Genomic DNA, 19,851 nt, shown 5'->3' with positions numbered 1-19,851 from the left:
GTTACGATCGAGACAGCGAGGGGAGGTCGCAATGACACACGCGACGATGCTGGAGAATCTGCGGCAGGACGCCAGAGACGAGCTCTCTGCGCTCATCGAGCTGCGCTGCCGTCTCGGCGAGGACCCGTGGGTGTTCCTGCCCGACCTGCCGTCGGTCGACGAGCAGGTCGTCGCGACGCTCCGCGAGGAGCGCCTGCACGACGAGCGCTGGATCCCGGCACGGGCCCGCGCCTATCATCCCGCTGCGCGCGAGGGTGCGGCCGCGAAGTTCGAGTTCGACCTGCTGCGCGAGATCGCGCTCGAGCACCCCGAGCTCAGCTCGGCCGTGTGGAAGGTGCTCGACCGGGTTCCGTCAGCCTGGTAGCCCTGCCGGTCCCGGCGTTTCCGCGAGCCTGGCCGCACGCCGCTGCACGCGCATCCACGTGATGAACCCGAGGATCGTGAAGGCGCCGTAGAACAGGTAGAGGAACGCCGACGCGTAGTATCCCGCGCTGATCAGCAGCGGAACGCCGACGAGGTCGACCGCGACCCAGATGAGCCAGAACTCCGTCCATCCCTTGGCCATGCCGTAGGTCGCGAGCAGCGAGCCCATGAAGATCCACGCGTCGGCCCACACGGGTTCGAACGAGCCGAGCGCCCGGAAGATCGGCGTCAGCACGAGCGTGCCGCCGACCATGACGACGCCGAGCAGCACGCGCACCTTCCAGCCCGCCCAGCGCGGCTCGACGGCGGGGGTGTCGCCGCCACCGGCGCGCTGATGCTGCGACCAGCGGATCCAGCCGTAGATCGACACGATGATGAACATGACCTGGCGTGCCGCCTGGCCGAGCAGGTTCACGGGGTTCGGGGTGTCGAACACGGCGCCCAGGAACACGGTGAACAGCAGCGCGTTGCCGACGATGCCGACGGGCCACGCCCAGATCTTGCGCCGGAGCCCGCCGAGCGCGCTCGCGAGCCCGAACAGGTTGCCGACGATCTCGCGCCACAGGATCACCTGGTCGCCGATGACGAGCTGCGCGTCGAACAGCCACTCGATCGGGTTCACGAGGCGGGCGTCTCGACCGGCGCTGCTCCGGAGGCCGCGGCCGACGCACTGCGGCGGCGCAGGCGGAGCACGAGCAGCGCGATCGCGCGCCAGCCGAGCAGCAGGAGCGCGAGCGTCAGGGTCGCCACGACGATGAACGCGACGGCGGTGCCCTGACCGGATGCCGCGCGCAGCAGCATGCCGACGAGCACGCTCGCGATCCAGATGACGACGCCGGTCGGCCAGACGGCCAGCGGGGCGCGCCAGGCGCGGATCACCAGCCAGCCGACCGCCGCACCGACCAGGAACGGCCAGGCCGTTCCCCACAACCCGGCGAGGTCGAGCGCCTCGGCGTGGCTGCGCCGGCCGATGAGCGCGAACACGACGACGAGCACGACATCGATCGCGGCGGCGAGCACGACGGCGCCCCTGTCGGAGGGCCGCCGCACGTCTGGGGCTGAAGTCACGCCATCATGCTATGTCCCGCGGGGTGTCGCGTCGGAGTCCGGCCGGTGCGAGACTGGCCGCGTGCCCGTCATCACCGCCGTGCTCGGCGACATCACGACGCAGGACGTCGACGCGGTCGTGAACGCCGCCAACACCGGCATGCGCGGCGGGGGTGGCGTCGACGGCGCGATCCACCGGGCCGGCGGTCCGGCGGTGCTCCGCGACTGCATCGCGCGGTTCCCCGACGGGCTCGCGACCGGCGAAGCCGGGTGGACGACCGCGGGTGAGATGCCGGCACGATGGGTGATCCACACGGTCGGACCGAACTTCGCCGCCGGAGAGCGCGATCGTGCGCTGCTCGTGTCCTGCTACCGGCGGGCGCTCGAGGTCGCCGACGAGCTCGACGCGCGAAGCGTCGCGTTCCCCCTCATCAGCGCGGGCGTCTACGCTTGGCCGTTCGACGATGCCGTCGCGGCGGCGGTCGACACGATCGCGTCGTCGACGACGCGCGTCGCCGAGGTGCGGATCGTGGCGTTCTCCCCCGACGCGTACGACGCGGTGCAGCGCGCGCTCGCAGCCCGCCGAGCACGCTGAGCCGGCGCGACGACAGCGCCCCGTCGAGGATCACTCGCGTGTGTGGGCGAATGCCAGCGAACCGTCAGCCCGCGGAGAGGGCGGCGAGCGCCTCGGCAGACGACACCGGCAGCGCGCACACGAACGACTCGCAGCGGTAGGCGGCAGGCTCGCCGGCGATCGACGTCCGAGCCTCGAACAGCTCGAAGCCCGCAGCAGCGAAGGCTCGGGCCTGGGCATCGGTGACGATCGCGATGACGGATGCCGCGTGCCGGCGCGTCTCGTCGGCGAGCCCGTCGGCAGGTTCGGGCGTCGTCGTCGAGGCGGCATCCGCATCCGCAACCGGATCCGGATCCGGATCCGGAACCACCGTCACGAGCTGCACGAGCGGCGCAGTCAGGCGAGCCATGAGCCCGAGCGAGCCGCCGAACGCGATGGGCCGGGTCACGGCGATGCCGGCGACCTCGCGCATGGCATTGCCGGCGAGCTCGAGGTACGCGTCGCCCGCCCCGAGCGCGAACAGGCGCCAGGCCGCGTCGGCGCAGGTCGTGAGCCCCGACGGGGTCGCACCCTCGGCCGGGTCGGACGGCAGGGCGAGTCCGCGCGCCGCGAGCACGGGGTCGGCCCCGCCGGGCGCCGCGAACACGCCCGCGCCAGCCGTGGTCGCGCTGTCGACGAGTGCACGCGCCGTCACGGCGTAGGCCGCCTCCCCCGTCGCGAGCGCGAGGTCGAGCAGTCCGCCGGCGAGCATGCCGACGTCTTCGATCGTGGCCACCGCATCGGAGACCTCGCCGTCGAGCGATGCTCGCACGAGCGTGCCTTCGGGGCGCAGGTGCAGCGCGAGCACCGCGTCGGCGGCGCGTCGGGCCGACGCCACGGCCGCGGCGCCGTCGGCCCCGCCGACCACGGCGCCGAACCGGGCGAGCGCACCGATCGCGAGCCCGTTCCAGCCCGCGAGCACCTTGTCGTCGAGCGCGGGCGGCGGCTGCGATCGCCGCTCCTCGCGCGAGCGGGCGTAGTACCCGCCCTCCGAGCGCACCCCGTCGACCAGGCTCTCGGAGTCCTGCGCACTCGCGAACCCGCCCGACGGCAGCTGCATGACCTCGCGCAGGAACTCGGCGACCCCGGCCGCGAGCGCGCCCAGCTCATCGCGTGACGCCGACCCCGCGGCATCCGCCCCCGTCAGCAACTCGGCGAGCACCCGGAGCAGCAGCGCGTTGTCGGTGAGCATGCGCTCGTAGTGCGGTTCGCTCCAGTCGGCGCGGGTCGCGTAGCGGAAGAACCCGCCCTCCACCGGATCGCGGAGCGACGAGCGCCCCATCGCGAGCAGCGTGCGCTCGGCGAGCTCGCGCCCGGCCGAACCCGACACGGCGAGGAAGTCGAGCACCGGCGCGACGGGGAACTTCGGCGCGCCGCCGAATCCGCCGTGCACCCGATCCTCGTCGGCCTCGAGCAGGGAGACCGCACCGGCGAGTTCGACCGCGCTGGGCAGCGCGCCCGAGGTCGAGGCGACGGATGACGCAGCCAGCGCCTCGGCCACGGCCCCCGCCGTCTCGAGGAGCTCGCCGCGGCGCTCGCGCCAGGCATCCGTCACCGCGATGAGCACGTCCATGAACGCGGGAACGCCCTGCACGGCCCGGGGTGGGAAGTAGGTGCCCGCGTAGAACGCCCGTCCATCGGAGGTCGCGAACGCCGTGAGCGGCCAACCGAGCTGCTTCGTGAACGCCGAGGCGGCTGCGAGGTAGCTCGCGTCGACGTCGGGGTGCTCCTCGCGGTCGACCTTGATCGCCACGAAGTGCTCGTTCAGGTACGCAGCCACGGCGGAGTCGCTGAAGCTCTCGCGCGCCATGACGTGGCACCAGTGGCAGGTCGCATAGCCGATCGACACGAGCACCGGCACATCGCGGCGCCGCGCCTCGGCGAAGGCCTGCTCGCCCCACGGGTACCAGTCGACGGGATTGCCGGCGTGCGAGCGCAGGTACGGGCTGAGCGCCTCGGCGAGCCGATGCATCCGCTCAGTCGACCTCGTCGGGGTGCGAGCCCACTCGACCCTCGCGTTCGAGGCCCGTGATCGCGACCATCTCGTCGCTCGTGAGCTCGAAGCCGAACACGTCGAAGTTCTCGGCCATGCGCTCGCGGCGGTTCGACTTCGGGAACACGATGTGGCCGAGCTGCAGGTGCCAGCGGATGACGACCTGCGCGGGCGTCGCGCCGTGGGCTTCGGCCGCTGAGGTGACCTCGGGGAGTTCGAGCAGCGGGTACTTGCCCTGCCCGAGCGGACCCCATGCCTCGATCGCGATGCCGTTCGCCTCGGCGAGCCCGGTGGTCTCGGGCTGCTGGAGGTACGGGTGCAACTCGATCTGGTCGACCGCGGGCACGAGGCCGGTCTCGGTGATGAGTCGCTCGAGGTGGTTCGCGAGGAAGTTCGAGACGCCGATCGACCGCGTGCGGTCGGTGTCGCGCAGGTGTTCGAACGCCCTCCAGGTCTCGACGTAGCGGTCGCGCGCGGGCGTCGGCCAGTGGATGAGGTAGAGGTCGACGTACTCGAGCCCGAGTCGTTCGAGGCTGGCGTCGAACGCGGCGTGCACCCTCGCCGCATCGCCCTGGTCGTCGTTCCAGAGCTTGGTCGTGATGTACAGCTGTTCGCGCGGGATGCCGGAGGCCGCGATCGCGCGCCCGACGCCCTCTTCATTGCCGTAGATGCGCGCGGTGTCGAGATGCCGGTAGCCGACCTCGAGCGCGTCGCTCACGATGCGCTCGGTCTCGCCGGGGTCGACCTTGAACACGCCGAACCCGAGCTGGGGAATCGAGAAGCCGTCGTTGAGCTGGACACGGGGTACGAGCTGATCGGTCATTCCTCCATCCCATCACGCGGGCCGCGACCTCCGACAGGGGGTTGCGCCGAGATGCTGCGCCACGGGGACCGGCGGGCGGCGGCTCGCATACGATGGAGGGCTGATGTCGACGCCCCCGCAGATCCCCGTGATCACCTATCCCCCCGAACTGCCCGTCTCAGGGCAGCGCGAGGAGATCGCGCGCGCCCTGCGCGATCACCAGGTCGTCATCGTCGCGGGCGCGACCGGCTCGGGCAAGACGACGCAGCTTCCCAAGATCTGCCTCGAACTCGGCCGAACGTCGATCGCGCACACGCAGCCGCGACGCATCGCGGCCCGCACGATCGCCGAGCGCATCTCGGAAGAGCTGCAGGTCGAGCTCGGCGACCTCGTCGGCTACCAGGTGCGCTTCACCGACAAGGTGAGTGAGGCGACGCGGGTCAAGGTCATGACCGACGGCATCCTGCTGAACGAGATCCACCGCGACCGCGACCTGCGCAAGTACGACACGATCATCATCGACGAGGCGCACGAGCGCAGCCTCAACATCGACTTCCTGCTCGGCTACCTCAAGCGCCTCCTCCCCCGACGCCCCGACCTCAAGGTCATCGTCACGAGCGCGACCATCGACCCCGAGAGCTTCGCGCGGCACTTCGCGAGCGAGACGGATGCCGCGGGCGCGCCGCTGCCCGAGCCGGTGCCCGCTCCCGTCATCGAGGTGTCCGGCCGCACGTATCCCGTCGAGGTGCGCTACCGCCCGCTCGTCGCCGAGCAGGGCGCGGGGGCCGGAGGCGACGACAGCGACGACGAGGGCGCCGCGGCCGACGACAAGGACGTGCAGCGCGGCATCCTCGACGCCCTCGACGAGCTCGACCGGGAGTCGTCGGGCGACGTGCTCGTCTTCCTCTCGGGCGAGGGCGAGATCCGCGACGCCGAGGCGGCCGTGCGTGCCCACTACGGCACGGCCCGCGGCGGGCGCGGCGGCGAGACCGAGGTGCTCCCGCTGTACGGGCGCCTCTCGTCGGCCGACCAGCACCGGGTGTTCGAGCCGTCGAAGGTCGCGGGCCTCCGCCGACGCGTCGTGCTCGCCACGAACGTCGCCGAGACGAGCCTGACGGTGCCCGGCATCCGCTACGTCGTCGACGCGGGCACCGCGCGCATCAGCCGCTACTCGGTGCGCTCGAAGGTGCAGCGCCTGCCGATCGAGGCGATCTCGCAGGCCTCGGCGAACCAGCGCTCCGGCCGGTCGGGGCGCACGAGCGACGGCATCGCGATCCGCCTGTACTCCGAGGAGGACTTCGAGCGCCGCCCCGAGTACACCGACCCCGAGATCCTGCGCACGAACCTCGCGGCCGTCATCCTGCAGATGGCCTCGCTCGGCCTCGGGCCCATCGAGGAGTTCCCCTTCCTCACGCCGCCCGACGGCCGCGGCATCCGCGACGGCCTCGACCTGCTGCGCGAGCTCGGCGCCATCGAGGACGACCGCGGCGACCGCGCGCGAACCGACCGCGACCGCCCGGCTGCCCGAGGGCCTCAGCTCACCCGCATCGGCCGTCAGCTCTCGCGCCTGCCGATCGAGCCGCGCTTCGCGCGCATGGTGCTGGAGTCCAAGACGCAGGGCGTCTCGCGCGAGGTGCTCGCGATCGTCGCGGGCCTGACCGTGCAGGATCCGCGCGAACGCCCGCTCGAGCGACGCGAGGTCGCCGACGGCTTCCACGCCAGGTTCGTCGACCAGACGAGCGACTTCCTCACGCTCCTGAACCTCTGGAACCACCTCGAGGCCAAGCAACGCGAGCTCTCGGGCAGCGCGTTCCGGCGCATGTGCAAGTCGGAGTACCTCAACTACCTGCGCATCCGCGAGTGGCAGGACCTCGTGCGCCAGCTCCGCAGCCTCGCCAAGCCGCTCGGGCTTCACGTCGCCAACGAGGCGGGCGAGCCCAACGGCGACGGCATCCACCGGGCGCTCCTCGCGGGCCTGCTCTCGCAGATCGGCCTGCGTGACGACAGCAAGACCTCGACCGGGCGCGGCGGGGCGGGCTCCGCACGCGAGGCCGAGCGCAAGGGTCGTCGCCAGCAGGCGGAGTTCGTCGGCGCGCGCAACACGCGCTTCGTGGTATTCCCGGGGTCGGCGCTCGCGAAGAAGCCGCCGGCCGCGATCATGAGCGCCGAGCTCGTCGAGACGAGCCGCCTGTTCGCCCGCACGAACGCGGCCATCGACCCGGCGTGGGCCGAACAGCTCGCCGGCCCGCTCGCGAAGCGTTCCTTCAGCGAACCGCGCTGGGAGCGCCGGCAGGGCTCGGCCGTCGCCGACGAGAAGATCACGCTGTTCGGCGTGCCGATCGTCGCGAAGCGCCGCATCCAGCTCTCCCGCGTCGACCCCGAGCTCGCCCACGAGCTCTTCGTGCGCCACGCGCTCGTCGAGGAGGACTGGGACTCCGGCCAGCTCGACCGCCGCGTGTTCGGATTCGTCCGCGCCAACCGCGAACTGCTGCGCCAGCTCGGCGAGGTCGAGGAGCGCACGCGCCGCCGCGACATCCTCGTGGGCGACGAGACGGTCATGCGCTTCTACGAGACGCGCGTGCCGACGGATGTCGCCGACACGCGGGGCTTCGAACGCTGGTGGCGCGCCGAGCACCGTCGCAACCCCGACCTGCTGACCATGACGCGCGCCGACCTGCTCGGCGAGGACGCCGTGGCCGACTCGGGCGACGGGTTCCCCGACCGGTGGAAGCAGGGCGATCAGACGTACTCGCTCTCGTACCGCTTCGAGCCCGGCACCGACGACGACGGGGTGACCGTGGTCGTGCCGATCGTGCTGCTGCCCCGCGTCAGCCCCGCGGGATTCGACTGGCAGGTTCCGGGACTCCGCGACGAACTCATCACGGCGCTGCTGCGCACGCTGCCGAAGGTGATCCGCCGGCAGGTCGTGCCGGCCGCCGAGTGGGCCGCGAAGATCGCCGCCGAGCTCCCATCGGGCCCTGAGCGCGGCGAGGAGCGCGATGCGTTCACGGCCGTCGTCGGCCGCACGATCCGCGCACTGACGTACGCGCCCGTCGATCCGAGCGACTTCGACCTCGAGCGCGTTCCCCCGCACCTGCGCGTCACGTACCGGGCGGTCGACGAGCGCGGCCGCACGCTCGGCACCTCGAAGGACCTCGCGGCACTCCAGGCGAAGCTCGCCGACCGCACGCGCGAGGCCGTCGCGAAGGCCGTCACGGCGACGCCGGATGCCGGTGGCCGGCGCCGTTCCGACGATGCCGGTCGAGGAGGCCGCCCGCGGCCGTCTCGAGACCGGCCCGACGCACCGCCCGCCGTCGTCGACTCCGCGCTCGCCGAGCGCTCGGGCATCACGGCGTGGGAGTGGAGCGAGCTGCCCGCGCACCTCGACACCCGCCAGGCGGGCAACGTGATCCGCGCGTACCCCGCCCTCGTCGACGAGAAGACCGGGGTGGCGCTTCGGCTCGTGGCCACGGCCGAGGAGCGCGACCGGGCGTCGCGCCGCGGCATCCGTCGCCTGCTCGTGCTCGCCACGCCGACGCCCGTCGCCTACGTGCAGGAGCACCTGTCGAACGACGAGAAGCTCGCCCTCGCGACGAGCGCCTACACGGGAACGCGTGCACTGCTCGACGACTGCGTCGCGGCCTGCGTCGACGCCGAGCTGCGGGCCAGGCACCCCGACGGGCTCCTGCGCACGCGCGCCGAGTTCGAGGCCGTGCGCGATGCGGTCGCCGCCACGATCATGGACCGCATGTTCGAGACCGTGGCGCTCGTCGCGCGCATCCTCCGCACGGCGCGCGACGTCGACCGGGCGATCTCGAAGGCGTCGAGCATCAACCTCATGTCCTCGCTCGGCGATGCGCGTGCGCAGCTCGAGGCGCTCGTGCCGGCCGGCTTCGTCTCGGCCACCGGGCTGGAGCGGCTGCGGCACCTGCCGCGCTACCTCGACGCGATCAACGCCCGCATCGCGAAGCTCGTCGAGAACCCGGGCCGCGACCGGCAGGCCATGAATCAGTTCACGCCCTCGTTCGAGGCGTTCGAGGCCGCAGGCGGCCGGGTGCCGATCGACCCCGAGGCGCCAGAACGCCTCGTGCGCGTGCGGTGGATGCTCGAGGAGCTGCGCGTCAGCCTCTTCGCCCAAGAGCTGCGCACGGCCGAGTCCGTCTCGCCGCAGCGCATCGCGAAGGCGCTCGCGGGCTGAGCTGCGGCCGGCCGTCGGGCCCGTCCCGATCGTCAGACGAGGCCGACGTCGGGACGGGGCGGGATCAGTGGTCGCTGCGCTCGACCGCGACCTCGTTGCCGTCGGCATCGACGAGCTTGCCTCCGACGTACGCATCGCCTTCCTCGAGGGCCTCGATCTGGTCGATGCGGATGCTCCGGGTCGGTGCGGCCGAGAACACCGACGGGCGCTTCGGCGTGCCGAACGTGAGGTGGTTGAACAGCAGGTTCAGCAGGATCGCGACGACCGCGGCCGAGCTGATGCCCGAGTCGAAGATGATGCGGAACCACTCGGGCATGCCGTGGTAGATGCCGGGGGCGGCGATCGGCAGCATCCCGATGCCGATGGCCGACGCGACGATGACGAGGTTCATGTTGCCGCGGTAGTCGACCTTCGCGAGCGTGCGGATGCCGCTCGCGGCGACACTGCCGAAGAGCACGATGCCGGCGCCGCCCAGCACGGGCGGCGGCACGGCCGCCACGACGCGCCCGAGCACGGGAAGCAGGCCGAGCACGACGAGCACCACGCCGCCCGCGGTCACGACGAAGCGGCTCTTGACCCCGGTGATGGCGACGAGGCCGACGTTCTGCGCGAAGGCGCTCTGCGTGAACGAGCCGAAGATCGGCGAGACCGCGCTCGAGATCATGTCGGCGCGGAGCCCGGCGGCGATGCGCTTGGAATCGACCTTCGTGCCGATGATCTCGCCGACGGCGAGGATGTCGGCCGTCGTCTCGGTCAGCGTGACCAGGATCACGATGAGCATCGAGATGATCGCCGCGATCTCGAACGTGGGCAATCCGAACGCGAACGGGGTCGGCAGGGCGAAGATCGGGCCGTCGCCGACCCCGCTGAAGTCGGCGATGCCGATGATCGCGGCGACGATGGTGCCGACCACGATCGCGAGCAGGATCGAGAGCCGTGAGACCGCCCCGATGCCGATCTTGCTGAGCGCGAGGACGATCAGGAAGGTGAGGCCGGCGAGCCCGAGGTACTCGGGCGAGCCGTAGTCATCGGCAGCGGGGTTGCCGCCCTGCGCCCACATGGCGGCGACCGGGATGAGCGTCAGCCCGATCGTGGTGATCACCGAGCCGGTGACGACCGGTGGGAAGAAGCGGATGACCGTGGCGAAGACCGGAGCGATGAGCAGGCCGATGAGCGATGCGACGATGACCGAGCCGAACACGGCCGGGAGCCCCCCGCCGCTCATGACGATCGCACCCATCGTGGCGACTCCCGAGAAGGAGACGCCCTGCACGAGCGGCAATTGCGAACCGAACCACTTGACTCCGACGGTCTGCAGGATCGTCGCGAGGCCGCCCACGAAGAGGCAGGCGGTGATCAGCACGCCGATCTCGGCCTGCCCGAGGCCGGCCGCCGAGCCGATGATGAGCGGCGGTGCGATGATGCCGCCGTACATCGTGAGCACGTGCTGGAGCCCGTAGGCGAACGTGATGCCGATCGGCAGGCGCTCGTCCTCCGGGCGGGCGTACGTTTCGGTGGTGCGCGCGGTTCTCTTCATCTCGACCTCTTCGTCGTCTCGGGCCGCTGGATGCGGCCGCTGGTGATGGTGCGGATCTGCGGGGCTGGATGGTGGTCTGGTCGTGGGTGGTCCGGGTGGGCGGCGGGCGGTCCTCTCTCTCAGCGGTGTCGTGCGAGCAGCCCCCTCGCCGCCTCGCTGTGGTGGGCGATGAGCCGGTCGAGGTCGAGTCCGACGATCGCGCCGTCGACGACCCTCCACGAGCCGCCGACCATCACTCGGTCGGCACGCTCGGCGCCGCAGAGGAGCAGCGCGGCGATCGGATCGTGGCTGCCCGAGAAGCGCAGGTCGTCGAGCGTGAACATCGCCAGGTCCGCCTGGCGGCCCGGTGCGAGCACGCCGAGGTCGGCTCGGCCGAGGGCGCGGGCGGAACCTGCCGTGGCCCAGCCGAGGGCTCGCTCGGGCGTGACGCTCGACGCGCCGTAGCGGAGTCGCTGGAGGTAGAGCGCCTGTCGGACCTCCTGGATCATGTTCGACCCGTCGTTCGAGGCGGACCCGTCGACGCCGAGCCCGACGGGCGCCCCCCCCTCCTCGAGCTCGACGGCCCGGGCGATGCCCGAGGCGAGGCGCATGTTCGACGTCGCGCAGTGCGCGACCGCGGTGCCCGCCCGGCCGAGCCGCGCGATCTCGTCGTCGTCGAAGTGGATGCCGTGCGCGAGCCAGGTGCGGTCGGAGAGCCATCCGACGCTCTCGAGGTAGTCGACCGTGCGCAGGCCGAACCGCTCACGGCAGAACGCCTCCTCGTCGAGCGTCTCGGCCAGATGCGTGTGGAGGCGCACGTCGAGCCGCTCGGCCAGCTCCGCGGTCTCGCGCATGACGTCGGTCGTGACCGAGAACGGCGAGCACGGCGCGAGTCCGATCTGCACCTGTGCACCGTCGCCCCGCTCGTGATAGGCGCCGACGAGCCGCTCGCTGTCGGCGAGGATCGTGTCCGCGTCCTGCACCGTGCGCTGGGGCGGCAGCCCGCCGTCGTCCTCTCCGAGCGACATCGATCCGCGGGTGAGGGTCGCCCGCATGCCGAGGGTCCTGACGACCTCGACCTGCACGTCGATGCCCGCCTCCAACCCGTCGGGGAAGAGGTAGTGATGGTCGGCGGCCGTCGTGCATCCGGAGAGCAGGAGTTCGGCGAGCGCGGCCGTGGTCGCGAGCTCGAGGTCGCGCGGGGTGAGGCCGGCCCATACCCCGTAGAGACCCTGCAACCACGGGAAGAGCTCGGCGCTCACGACGGGCCTCCACGCCCGGGTGAGGGTCTGGTAGAAGTGATGGTGCGTGTTGATCAGGCCCGGGATGATCACGTGGCGTGACGCGTCGAAGACCTCGTCGACCGCCATCGAGGGTGCGGCGCCGCGCGCGACGACCTCGAGGATCTGCGACCCGCTGATCACGACGCCGCCCCCGGCATCGGCGTGCTCGCCCGTGAAGATGTCGAGCGGGTTCTTCAGCCAGGTGGTCGTAGGGGTGACCTGCATGCGATGGATCTCCGATTCCTGTCGCGCGGTGCGGAACCGGTGGCGGCCCGCAGGGAGCCAGCTCAGTGATGCCCTGTCTGCTGATCCAGGTCCCTCCCGCGCTGGAAGGTCTTCAAGAAGTACCACCGCGATCGACGAGACGTCAAGAAAATTCCACAAGCCGAATGTCCTTTTTCGCAGAGCGGAATTGATTGACGGACTTGTCGCCCGGTTCTCGGCCCCTCGCCCGTGCGCGGCGCGCGGCAGCCGACCCCCTCGTCGATACGATGAGCAGACGTGGCCAGCTACTCCGAACTCCTCAAGACCCCGGGCGTCGCGCGAATCATCGCGGCGCAGCTGACCGCGCGCTTCCCGTCGGGCATGCTCTCGCTCGCGTTCCTGTTGCACATCGAGCAGACGACCGGATCGTACGGCTCCGCCGGCCTGGTGCTCGCGGCCACGTCGATCGGCCAGGCGATCGCGGGCCCGCTCACGAGCCGGCTCATGGGTCGACTCGGCATGCGACCGGTGCTCATCGTCACCACGATCCTCTGCGTCACCGGCATCGTGTCGATCGGCCTGCTGCCCCTGACCGTTCCGCTGTACATGATCGTGGGCTTCATCACCGGGCTCGCGACGCCGCCCGTGCAGCCGGCGGTACGCACGATCTACCCGAAGATGGTCAACTCGCGCCAGCTGACCCCGCTGTTCTCGCTCGACGCATCGGCGCAGGAGATCATCTGGGTCGTCGGCCCCGTCATCACGACGCTCGTGGCGACGCAGATCGGCACGATCTGGGCGATCATGCTCGCCGCCGTGCTCATGGTCGTCGGCGGCGCCTGGTTCATCAGCTCCCCCGAGCTCGGGCGCGTGCGCATCCCGCGGTCGAAGCGCAAGTTCGGCGTCGTGCTCAGCCGGCCGGCCGTGCTGCTCGCGACGGTCGTCGGATTCCTCCTCATCGGGGCCTGCGCGGCGGTCGAGGCCGGTGTCGTCGCGGTGTTCGGGCACGGTGGACCAGAGGCCGGACTCGTGCTCGCGATCTTCTCGGTCGGTTCGCTCGCCGGCGGCCTGCTCTTCGGCCACATCCCCATCGGCCCGTGGGCCACCGCGCGCCGCATGTTCATCGTGTTCGCGGGCATGGCGCTCGCGGCGTTCGTCATGGACTTCTGGTGGCTCTCGGCCACGCTGTTCATCGCAGGCATCGGCATCGCCCCCGCGCTCGCGGTGCTGTTCTCGATCGTCTCGTCGAGCGTGAAGTTCTCCGACACCGCCGAGGCCTACGGCTGGGTCGGCACGGGCCAACTCATCGGCGCCGCGCTCGGCTCGGCCCTCGCGGGCTTCTCGATCGACGGCTACGGCGCGCAGGGCGCGTTCTGGATCGCCGCTGGGTTCGCCTTCGTCGGCGTGCTCGTGCCCGCACTCGGCCGCCGATGGCATCCCGACCTGCGCGGCCGCGACGCGAGCCCGATCCCCGACACCGAACCCGTGCCCATGCAGCCGAGCTGATCGGAACCCCGTGAACGACGCACCCCTCCCTCTCGCCCCGCGATTCGACCTCGCCGGCGGCGCTCGCATCCCGCAGCTCGGCTTCGGGCTCTACAAGGTGCCGGCGACGGATGCCGCGGGCCTGGCGCTCGCGGCCATCGACGCCGGCTACCGCCACCTCGACACCGCCGCGTTCTACGCGAACGAGGCCGAGGTCGGGCAGGCGGTGCGCGAGAGCGACGTGGCCCGTGAAGACCTCTTCGTCACGAGCAAGGTGTGGCGCGACGACAACGGCTACGACGCGACCCTGCGGGCGTTCGACGTGTCGATGGAGAAGTTCGGCCTCGAGACGCTCGACCTCTACCTGATCCACTGGCCGGTGCCATCGACCGACCTGTACGTCGACACCTGGCGCGCGCTCGTGCGGCTCCAGGCCGAGGGCCGGGTGCACTCGGTGGGCGTGGCGAACTTCCACGTGCACCACGTCGATCGCATCGTCGCCGAGACGGGGGTCGCGCCCGCGATCAACCAGGTGGAACTGCACCCGTGGCTGCCGCAGCGCGAGTTGCGCGCCGACCATGCGGCCCGCGGCATCCAGGTCGAGGCGTGGTCGCCGCTCGCGCGCGGGCGCGTGCTCGACGATCCGACGCTCGCGCTCATCGCCGCCCGCCACGATCGGAGCCCCGCCCAGGTCGTGCTGCGGTGGCACGTGCAGCAGGGGCTCGTGGCGATCCCCAAGGCCTCGTCGCCCGCGCGGATCCGCGAGAACCTCGACGTCTTCGGCTTCGAGCTCGATGAGGTCGACCTCGCGGCGATCGCGGCCCTCGAGTCGGGCGAGCGCACGGGTCGCGACCCCGAGTACGACTGACCGCGAACGAGCGAGCGACGCGGTTCGTTGGGGCCGCTCGGCAACTCCCAGCGAAGCGCAATGCGATCGTGATCGCACTCCCAGTCGGCGCCCAGACAGTGGGTTCCCGCCCGGCGCTACGGTGTGCGCATGAGAGCCTCGCAGCGCAGCAACCGCACCGGAGTCGAGCGTCATCAGCAGCCAGCGACGGAGGTCGGCGACCACCGGCATCCGCTCGCCCGAAGGCGACGACGCGGCGCCGTCGCACCGGTCGCGGGTGCCGGTGCCGTGCTGCTGATCGCCCTGCTCGCCGGGTGCTCGGCCGGTGCGGATTCCTCGATGTCGCAGCAGGCCCCCGCGCTCGACGCGCCGGCCGGCGCCGGGTCGCTCGACGGCACGGTGACGCTCGAGGGCGAGGCCGGGGCTCCGGCCGACGCCTCGTCGCTCGCCGCCGAGGCCGAACGCAGCGTGGTCACCACGGGTGACGTCCGCATCACGGTCGACGACCCGGTGGATGCCGCGGCCGAGGCGGTGCGCATCACGCAGCAGGCGGGCGGTCGGGTCGACCAGCGCACCGAGAACCCGGGCCCGCCCGACGACCCCGCCTCGGGCTCGGCATCGCTGACCCTGCGCATCCCGGCCGACGGCCTCGACGTCGCACTCGGCGCGCTTCGCGAGCTCGGCGACGTCACCTCAGTCTCGATGGACGCGACCGACGTCTCGCAGCAGCACGACGACCTCGACGCGCGCATCACGGCGCTCCAGACCTCCATCGGACGCATGACGGCGCTGCTCGCCGAGGCGGAGGACATCGGCGACCTGATGGCGATCGAGACCGAGCTGACGACGCGTCAGGCCGACCTCGACGCGCTCGTGCAGCAGCGCGACGGGCTCGACGACCGCATCGCCTACTCGACCCTGAACGTCGGGTTCTCGGGCGTCACGGTCGTGGTCGCGCCCGAGCCGGCACCCGAGGGGTTCTGGGGCGGCCTCATCGCCGGGTGGAACGGGCTGCTGCTCCTCCTCGGCTGGGTCGGTGTGGTCGTCGGCGTGCTGCTGCCCTGGCTGCTCGCGGGGCTCGTCGTGGCGATGGCCGTCGTCGCGATCGTGCGTCTCGTGCGCGGGCGCGGGCGCGGGCCTCGACGAGCGGATGCCGCGGCGAACGCGCGACCGGCCGACACCGTCGCCGACGCGACTGCCGGGCCGGGCGCCTCCGAGGCCGCCGAGTCCGCCGCATCCGACCGCGACCTCGCACCCCGGGCGTAATCTGGCGACGTGACCGCGACCACGCCCCCCGAGACCACGCCCGCCGAGACCCTGCTCGACGACGACCTGCTCGAACGCTTCCGCGAGCGTGCCGCCGGCTACGACCGCGACAACGTGTTCTTCGACGAGGACCTCGCCGAGCTTCACGAGATCGGCTACCTGCGCGCCCTCGTGCCGACCCGGCTCGGCGGACTCGGCTGGGGGCTCGACGACGCCGTGCGCGGGCAGATGCGCCTGGCGGGGGCGGCACCCGCCACGGCCCTCGCCGTGAACATGCACCTCGTCTGGACCGCGGTCGCGAAGATCCTCCACGACCGCGGCGACGACACGCTCGAGTTCCTGCAGCGCGAGGCGGGCGCCGGAGAGGTCTTCGGCTTCGGCATCAGCGAGGCCGGCAACGACCTCATGCTGTTCGGCTCCCGCACCGAAGCCGACCCGCAGGCCGACGGCGGCTACCGGTACTCGGGCCGCAAGATCTTCACCTCGCTCTCCCCCGCTTGGACGAGGCTCGGCACGATGGGCCTCGACACGACGTCGGCCGATGCCCCGAAGCTCGTCTACGGCTTCATCGACCGCGAGGACCCCGACGTGAGGATCCTCGACGACTGGAACACGCTCGGCATGCGCGCGAGCCAGAGCCGCACGACGGTGCTCGACGGCGCGTACGCGGCGCCCGACCGCATCGTGCGTCGGCTCGACCCCGGCCCGAACGCCGACCCGCTCGTGTTCGGCATCTTCGCGAGCTTCGAGCTGCTGCTCGCCTCGGTCTACGCGGGCATCGGCGCGCGTGCACTCGACCTCGCCGTGGCAGCCGCGCACCGGCGCACCTCGATGAAGCGCGACGGTGCGCCGTACGCGCACGATCCCGACATCCGTTGGCGCATCGCGGATGCCGCGCTCGCGCAGGACGCCCTCGAACCGCAGTTGCTGGCCGTCGCCCGCGACCTCGACGGGCTCGTCGACCACGGCTCGAAGTGGTTCGCGAAGCTCGTGGGCGTCAAGATCCGTTCGACCGAGACCGCGAAGCAGGTCGTCGACCAGGCGGTGCGCGTCTCGGGCGGATCGAGCTACTTCGCCGGGTCCGAGATCGGGCGCCTCTACCGCGACGTGCTCGCGGGCATCTTCCACCCCTCCGACGACGAGTCGGCGCACTCGACCGTGGCGAACGCCTGGCTGGGCCCCGTTCCCGACTGAGGCCCGGCGGCCGGCGGCATCCGCTCGATAGACTGGCCGCGCGCGGCGATCGGGCCGCGCCATCGTCAAGGGAGTCGTCGTGAGCGCCGTTCTGTTCATCATCGCCATGGTCGTGTTCGTGTTCGGCATGTGGCTCATGGGCAACGCCACGCACATCATCGGGTTCGAGGCGATCGTGTTCTTCGCCGGCATCGTCTGCATCTCGATCTCGATGGCGATCCCGATGAGCTTCCTCGGCCGCAGCGACAAGGCCTGAGCGCCACCCGATGACCCTCCCCGCGCAGGACACCCGCGTCACCTACCCGGCGGGCGGGCTCGTGCAGCACGCCGTCGTGCTGCACGTCGAGCCCTCGGCCGACGGGCGTCTCGTCGTCGTCACCGACGCCACGAGCTTCCACCCCGTCGACGCCGCCTGGCCCGACCAGCCCGCCGACACCGGCACGATCGCGGTGCGCGGCACCGAACTCGACGTGCTCGACGCGGTGGTCGCCGCGACCGACGGCACCGGTCTGTTCGTCGGCTCCGACATCCCCGTGCGCAAGGGCACCGAGGGCTGGGCGTTCCTGGTCGCGCACCTGGTCGGCGCCGGTTCGGCGATCGCCGAGGGCGACGAGGTCGTCATCACGGCGGATGCCGCGGCGCGCGGCGCCCTCTCGCTCGGCCACACGGCCTGCCATGCGGCATCCCTCGCCCTGAACGCGGCCCTCGAGTCGCGGTGGTCGAAGGCGGCGCGCACCGACGCGCTCGGTCGCCCCGACTTCGACGGTATCGCGATCGCGTCGAGCCGCATCGAGCCCTTCGGCTCGGTCGACCGCTACCGGCTCAACAAGTCGCTTCGCCGGGCCGGATTCGACGTCGCGAGCCTCGTCGACGAAGACCTCGACCTGCTCGCCCAGACCGTCGCGGCGACCGTGTCGTGGTGGATCGGCTCGGGCTCGCCCGTGCGCGTCGACCGCGCGGGTGACGGGCTCACCGACCGCCGCACCTGGGTCGCCGAGCTGCCCGACGGCACGGCCGAGATCCCCTGCGGCGGCACGCACGTCGGCTCCCTCGGCGCGCTCGGCGAGGCCCGCATCGGCTTCGAGCTCGTCGACGACGACGGCACGCCGGTGCTCGAGATGCGCACGCGCGTCACCGGCTGAGCGCGCTGCGCGCGCGACGCGCCGCCCCCGGCTGCGCCGAACCCGGACGGCAGCCACTCCAGCGGGGTTACGATATCCGCTGTGGGTATTCGCATCGAGAAGGTCGACCTGCCGGGCATCGGCGTGCGTCACGACCTGGTGACCGAAAGCGGGCGACGCATCAGCGTCGTCTCGCATCGCGACGGCGAGCGCGATCTCGGCGTCTTCGACCGTGACGATCCCGACGCGTGCCGTGATTCGATCCAGCTGAACGACGACGAGGCGGCGGCACTGGCCGACGTGCTCGGTGCCTCGGTCATGCTGAGCCGGCTCACGAGCCTCAGCGACGAGACCGCGGGCCTGTACACCGAGCAGATCGCCCTGCCCACCGATTCGCCGTACCTGAATCGCACGCTCGGCGAGACCAAGGCCCGCACCCGCACGCATTCGTCGATCGTGGCGATCGTGCGCGACGGCACGATCATCCCCTCCCCGACGCCCGCCGATCATCTTCGGGCGGGCGACGTCATCGTGGCCGTCGGAACGCGAGAAGGACTCGACGGAGTAGCCAAGCTGCTCGCCTCCGGCCCCGACTGATCGCCGGGCGCCGCCGATGCACGACACCACGCTGCTGCTGATCGAAGTCGGCGCGCTACTGCTCATCATGAGCCTGGCCGGGCGTCTCGCCCTGCGCATCGGCATGTCGCCGATCCCGTTCTACCTGGTCATCGGGCTCGCGTTCGGCGAGGGCGGCATCGTGCCCCTCGACGCGAGCGCGGAGTTCCTCGAGGCCGGGTCCGAGATCGGCATCATCCTGCTGCTCGCCCTGCTGGGGCTCGAGTACACCGCGACCGAGCTCTTCGGGAGCCTCAAGTCCACACGCGCCGCCGGTATCGTCGACGGCGTCCTGAACGCCGTGCCCGGCGCCCTGATGGCGCTGATGTTCGGCTGGGGACCGCTCGCGGCGGTCGCACTGGCGGGCGTCACCTGGGTGTCGTCGTCGGGTGTGGTCGCCACGTTGCTGCGCGACCTCGGCCGCCTGTCGAACCGCGAGACGCCCGCGATCCTCGGCGTGCTCGTCATCGAGGACCTCGCGATGGCGTTCTATCTGCCGATCCTCTCGGCCCTCGCGGTCGGGGCGAGCATCCTGCAGGGCGCCATCGGCGTGGCGATCGCGGTCGGCGTGGTCAGCGTCATCCTCTACGTCGCGCTCCGGCACGGGCACATCGTGTCGCGCCTGTTCCCGGCCGACCATGCCGAGCCCCTGCTCCTCGGCGTGCTCGGGCTCACGATGCTCGTGGCCGGGCTCGCAGCCCAGGTGAGCGTCTCATCGGCGGTCGGCGCGTTCCTCGTCGGCATCGCGCTCTCGGGCAGGGTGGCCGCGGCCGCGAGCCGCGTGCTGACGCCGCTCCGCGACCTCTTCGCGGCCACGTTCTTCGTGTTCTTCGGCATCACGTCCGACTCGTCGGCGCTCTGGTCGATGCTGCTGCCGGCGTTCCTGCTGGCCGCCGTCACGATCGCGACGAAGGTCGTCACCGGCGCCTACGCCGCTCGGCGTGCCGGGGTCGGCACGCTCGGCCAGTGGCGCGCGGGCTTCACGCTCGCACCGCGCGGCGAGTTCTCGATCGTGATCGCCGGCATCGCCGTGGCCTCGGGGGCCGCGCCCGAGCTCGCGTCGCTCGCGACGGCGTACGTGCTCATCACGATCATCTCGGGCACGTTCCTCGCGCGGGTCCCGGATGCCGCGTGGTTCCGCGCCATCGTGCGGCGTCGCGCCGCGCGGGCGGCCGCGACCGCCGCGGGCTAGCGCACCGCCGGTCGAGGAGGCGCGCCAGCGCCGTCTCGAGACCAGCGCCACG

At 71.8% G+C, this 19,851-nt stretch carries 17 protein-coding genes; 11 read left to right on the top strand and 6 right to left on the bottom strand.

Annotation, left to right across the window (positions count from 1 at the left end; all coding sequences use genetic code 11):
• Positions 1-46: 46 nt before the first annotated feature.
• Positions 47-364: a hypothetical protein gene (locus ATC03_RS06580; protein ID WP_227820250.1), complete on the top strand. Its 318-nt coding sequence runs from the start codon at positions 47-49 to the stop codon at positions 362-364.
• On the opposite strand, the gene pnuC is transcribed toward ATC03_RS06580, so the two are convergent.
• Both pnuC and ATC03_RS06570 read right to left on the bottom strand, forming a co-directional pair.
• Entirely contained in the window at positions 353-1,045 is a 693-nt protein-coding gene (gene pnuC, locus ATC03_RS06575) for a nicotinamide riboside transporter PnuC (protein WP_067874618.1), read from the bottom strand. The two genes, ATC03_RS06580 and pnuC, sit on opposite strands and share 12 nt — an antisense overlap.
• Entirely contained in the window at positions 1,042-1,491 is a 450-nt protein-coding gene (locus ATC03_RS06570; RefSeq protein WP_198168731.1) for a DUF3054 domain-containing protein, read from the bottom strand. The genes pnuC and ATC03_RS06570 overlap by 4 nt, the downstream gene beginning before the upstream one ends.
• 61 nt (positions 1,492-1,552) lie before the next feature.
• Between ATC03_RS06570 and ATC03_RS06565 the strand changes: the two genes are divergently transcribed.
• Entirely contained in the window at positions 1,553-2,065 is a 513-nt protein-coding gene (locus tag ATC03_RS06565; protein WP_067874611.1) for an O-acetyl-ADP-ribose deacetylase, read from the top strand.
• Between the two features lie 64 nt (positions 2,066-2,129).
• Here the strand turns inward: ATC03_RS06565 and ATC03_RS06560 are convergent, their stop codons facing one another.
• A complete protein-coding gene (locus tag ATC03_RS06560; protein WP_067874608.1) occupies positions 2,130-4,055 on the bottom strand; it encodes a thioredoxin domain-containing protein in 1,926 nt (641 codons plus the stop codon).
• 4 nt (positions 4,056-4,059) lie between these two features.
• The gene (locus ATC03_RS06555; protein WP_067874605.1) at positions 4,060-4,899 is read right to left on the bottom strand and encodes an aldo/keto reductase; all 840 of its coding nucleotides are present in this window, start codon (positions 4,897-4,899) and stop codon (positions 4,060-4,062) included.
• Positions 4,900-5,002: 103 nt separating this feature from the next.
• On the opposite strand from ATC03_RS06555, the gene hrpA reads away from it, so the two are divergent.
• Positions 5,003-9,076, top strand: coding sequence for an ATP-dependent RNA helicase HrpA (gene hrpA, locus ATC03_RS06550; RefSeq protein WP_067874601.1), 4,074 nt, complete (start codon positions 5,003-5,005; stop codon positions 9,074-9,076).
• 64 nt (positions 9,077-9,140) lie between these two features.
• Here the strand turns inward: hrpA and ATC03_RS06545 are convergent, their stop codons facing one another.
• Together ATC03_RS06545 and ATC03_RS06540 are read right to left on the bottom strand one after the other, a co-directional pair.
• On the bottom strand, positions 9,141-10,613 hold the full coding sequence (locus ATC03_RS06545) for a nucleobase:cation symporter-2 family protein (RefSeq protein ID WP_067874598.1): 1,473 nt from the start codon (positions 10,611-10,613) through the stop codon (positions 9,141-9,143).
• Between the two features lie 119 nt (positions 10,614-10,732).
• The gene (locus tag ATC03_RS06540; protein ID WP_067874595.1) at positions 10,733-12,100 is read right to left on the bottom strand and encodes an 8-oxoguanine deaminase; all 1,368 of its coding nucleotides are present in this window, start codon (positions 12,098-12,100) and stop codon (positions 10,733-10,735) included.
• A gap of 276 nt (positions 12,101-12,376) precedes the next feature.
• Between ATC03_RS06540 and ATC03_RS06535 the strand changes: the two genes are divergently transcribed.
• The 8 genes from ATC03_RS06535 to ATC03_RS06505 all read left to right on the top strand — a co-directional run bounded on the left by ATC03_RS06535 (position 12,377) and on the right by ATC03_RS06505 (position 19,799).
• On the top strand, positions 12,377-13,585 hold the full coding sequence (locus ATC03_RS06535; RefSeq protein ID WP_067874592.1) for an MFS transporter: 1,209 nt from the start codon (positions 12,377-12,379) through the stop codon (positions 13,583-13,585).
• 10 nt (positions 13,586-13,595) lie between these two features.
• Entirely contained in the window at positions 13,596-14,432 is an 837-nt protein-coding gene (locus tag ATC03_RS06530) for an aldo/keto reductase (protein WP_067874589.1), read from the top strand.
• Between the two features lie 129 nt (positions 14,433-14,561).
• A complete protein-coding gene (locus tag ATC03_RS06525; protein ID WP_084003346.1) occupies positions 14,562-15,677 on the top strand; it encodes a DUF4349 domain-containing protein in 1,116 nt (371 codons plus the stop codon).
• A gap of 9 nt (positions 15,678-15,686) precedes the next feature.
• Entirely contained in the window at positions 15,687-16,871 is a 1,185-nt protein-coding gene (locus tag ATC03_RS06520) for an acyl-CoA dehydrogenase family protein (RefSeq protein WP_067874587.1), read from the top strand.
• A gap of 79 nt (positions 16,872-16,950) precedes the next feature.
• The gene (locus ATC03_RS20530; RefSeq protein ID WP_156997177.1) at positions 16,951-17,127 is read left to right on the top strand and encodes a hypothetical protein; all 177 of its coding nucleotides are present in this window, start codon (positions 16,951-16,953) and stop codon (positions 17,125-17,127) included.
• Between the two features lie 10 nt (positions 17,128-17,137).
• The gene (locus tag ATC03_RS06515; protein WP_067874584.1) at positions 17,138-18,013 is read left to right on the top strand and encodes an alanyl-tRNA editing protein; all 876 of its coding nucleotides are present in this window, start codon (positions 17,138-17,140) and stop codon (positions 18,011-18,013) included.
• An 81-nt stretch (positions 18,014-18,094) separates the two neighbouring features.
• Complete coding sequence (locus tag ATC03_RS06510; RefSeq protein ID WP_067874580.1) at positions 18,095-18,589, top strand: cation:proton antiporter regulatory subunit; 495 nt, start codon at positions 18,095-18,097, stop codon at positions 18,587-18,589.
• A gap of 16 nt (positions 18,590-18,605) precedes the next feature.
• The gene (locus tag ATC03_RS06505; RefSeq protein WP_067874577.1) at positions 18,606-19,799 is read left to right on the top strand and encodes a cation:proton antiporter; all 1,194 of its coding nucleotides are present in this window, start codon (positions 18,606-18,608) and stop codon (positions 19,797-19,799) included.
• The last annotated feature ends 52 nt before the right edge of the window (positions 19,800-19,851 follow it).

This window comes from Agromyces aureus, from assembly GCF_001660485.1.
Lineage (GTDB): Bacteria > Actinomycetota > Actinomycetes > Actinomycetales > Microbacteriaceae > Agromyces > Agromyces aureus.
The sequence above is the reverse complement of the archived record's forward strand: the minus strand, read 5'-3'. Positions and strand labels throughout refer to the sequence as shown.

Bases quoted from the DNA above. Each gene is read 5' to 3' on its own strand.
- ATC03_RS06505 (WP_067874577.1), top strand. From the start codon at position 18,606: ATGCACGACACCACGCTGCTGCTGATCGAAGTCGGCGCGCTACTGCTC.
- ATC03_RS06555 (WP_067874605.1), bottom strand. From the start codon at position 4,899: ATGACCGATCAGCTCGTACCCCGTGTCCAGCTCAACGACGGCTTCTCG.
- hrpA (WP_067874601.1), top strand. From the start codon at position 5,003: ATGTCGACGCCCCCGCAGATCCCCGTGATCACCTATCCCCCCGAACTG.
- ATC03_RS06515 (WP_067874584.1), top strand. From the start codon at position 17,138: ATGACCCTCCCCGCGCAGGACACCCGCGTCACCTACCCGGCGGGCGGG.
- ATC03_RS06525 (WP_084003346.1), top strand. From the start codon at position 14,562: ATGAGAGCCTCGCAGCGCAGCAACCGCACCGGAGTCGAGCGTCATCAG.
- ATC03_RS06580 (WP_227820250.1), top strand. From the start codon at position 47: ATGCTGGAGAATCTGCGGCAGGACGCCAGAGACGAGCTCTCTGCGCTC.
- ATC03_RS06560 (WP_067874608.1), bottom strand. From the start codon at position 4,055: ATGCATCGGCTCGCCGAGGCGCTCAGCCCGTACCTGCGCTCGCACGCC.
- ATC03_RS06545 (WP_067874598.1), bottom strand. From the start codon at position 10,613: ATGAAGAGAACCGCGCGCACCACCGAAACGTACGCCCGCCCGGAGGAC.
- ATC03_RS06540 (WP_067874595.1), bottom strand. From the start codon at position 12,100: ATGCAGGTCACCCCTACGACCACCTGGCTGAAGAACCCGCTCGACATC.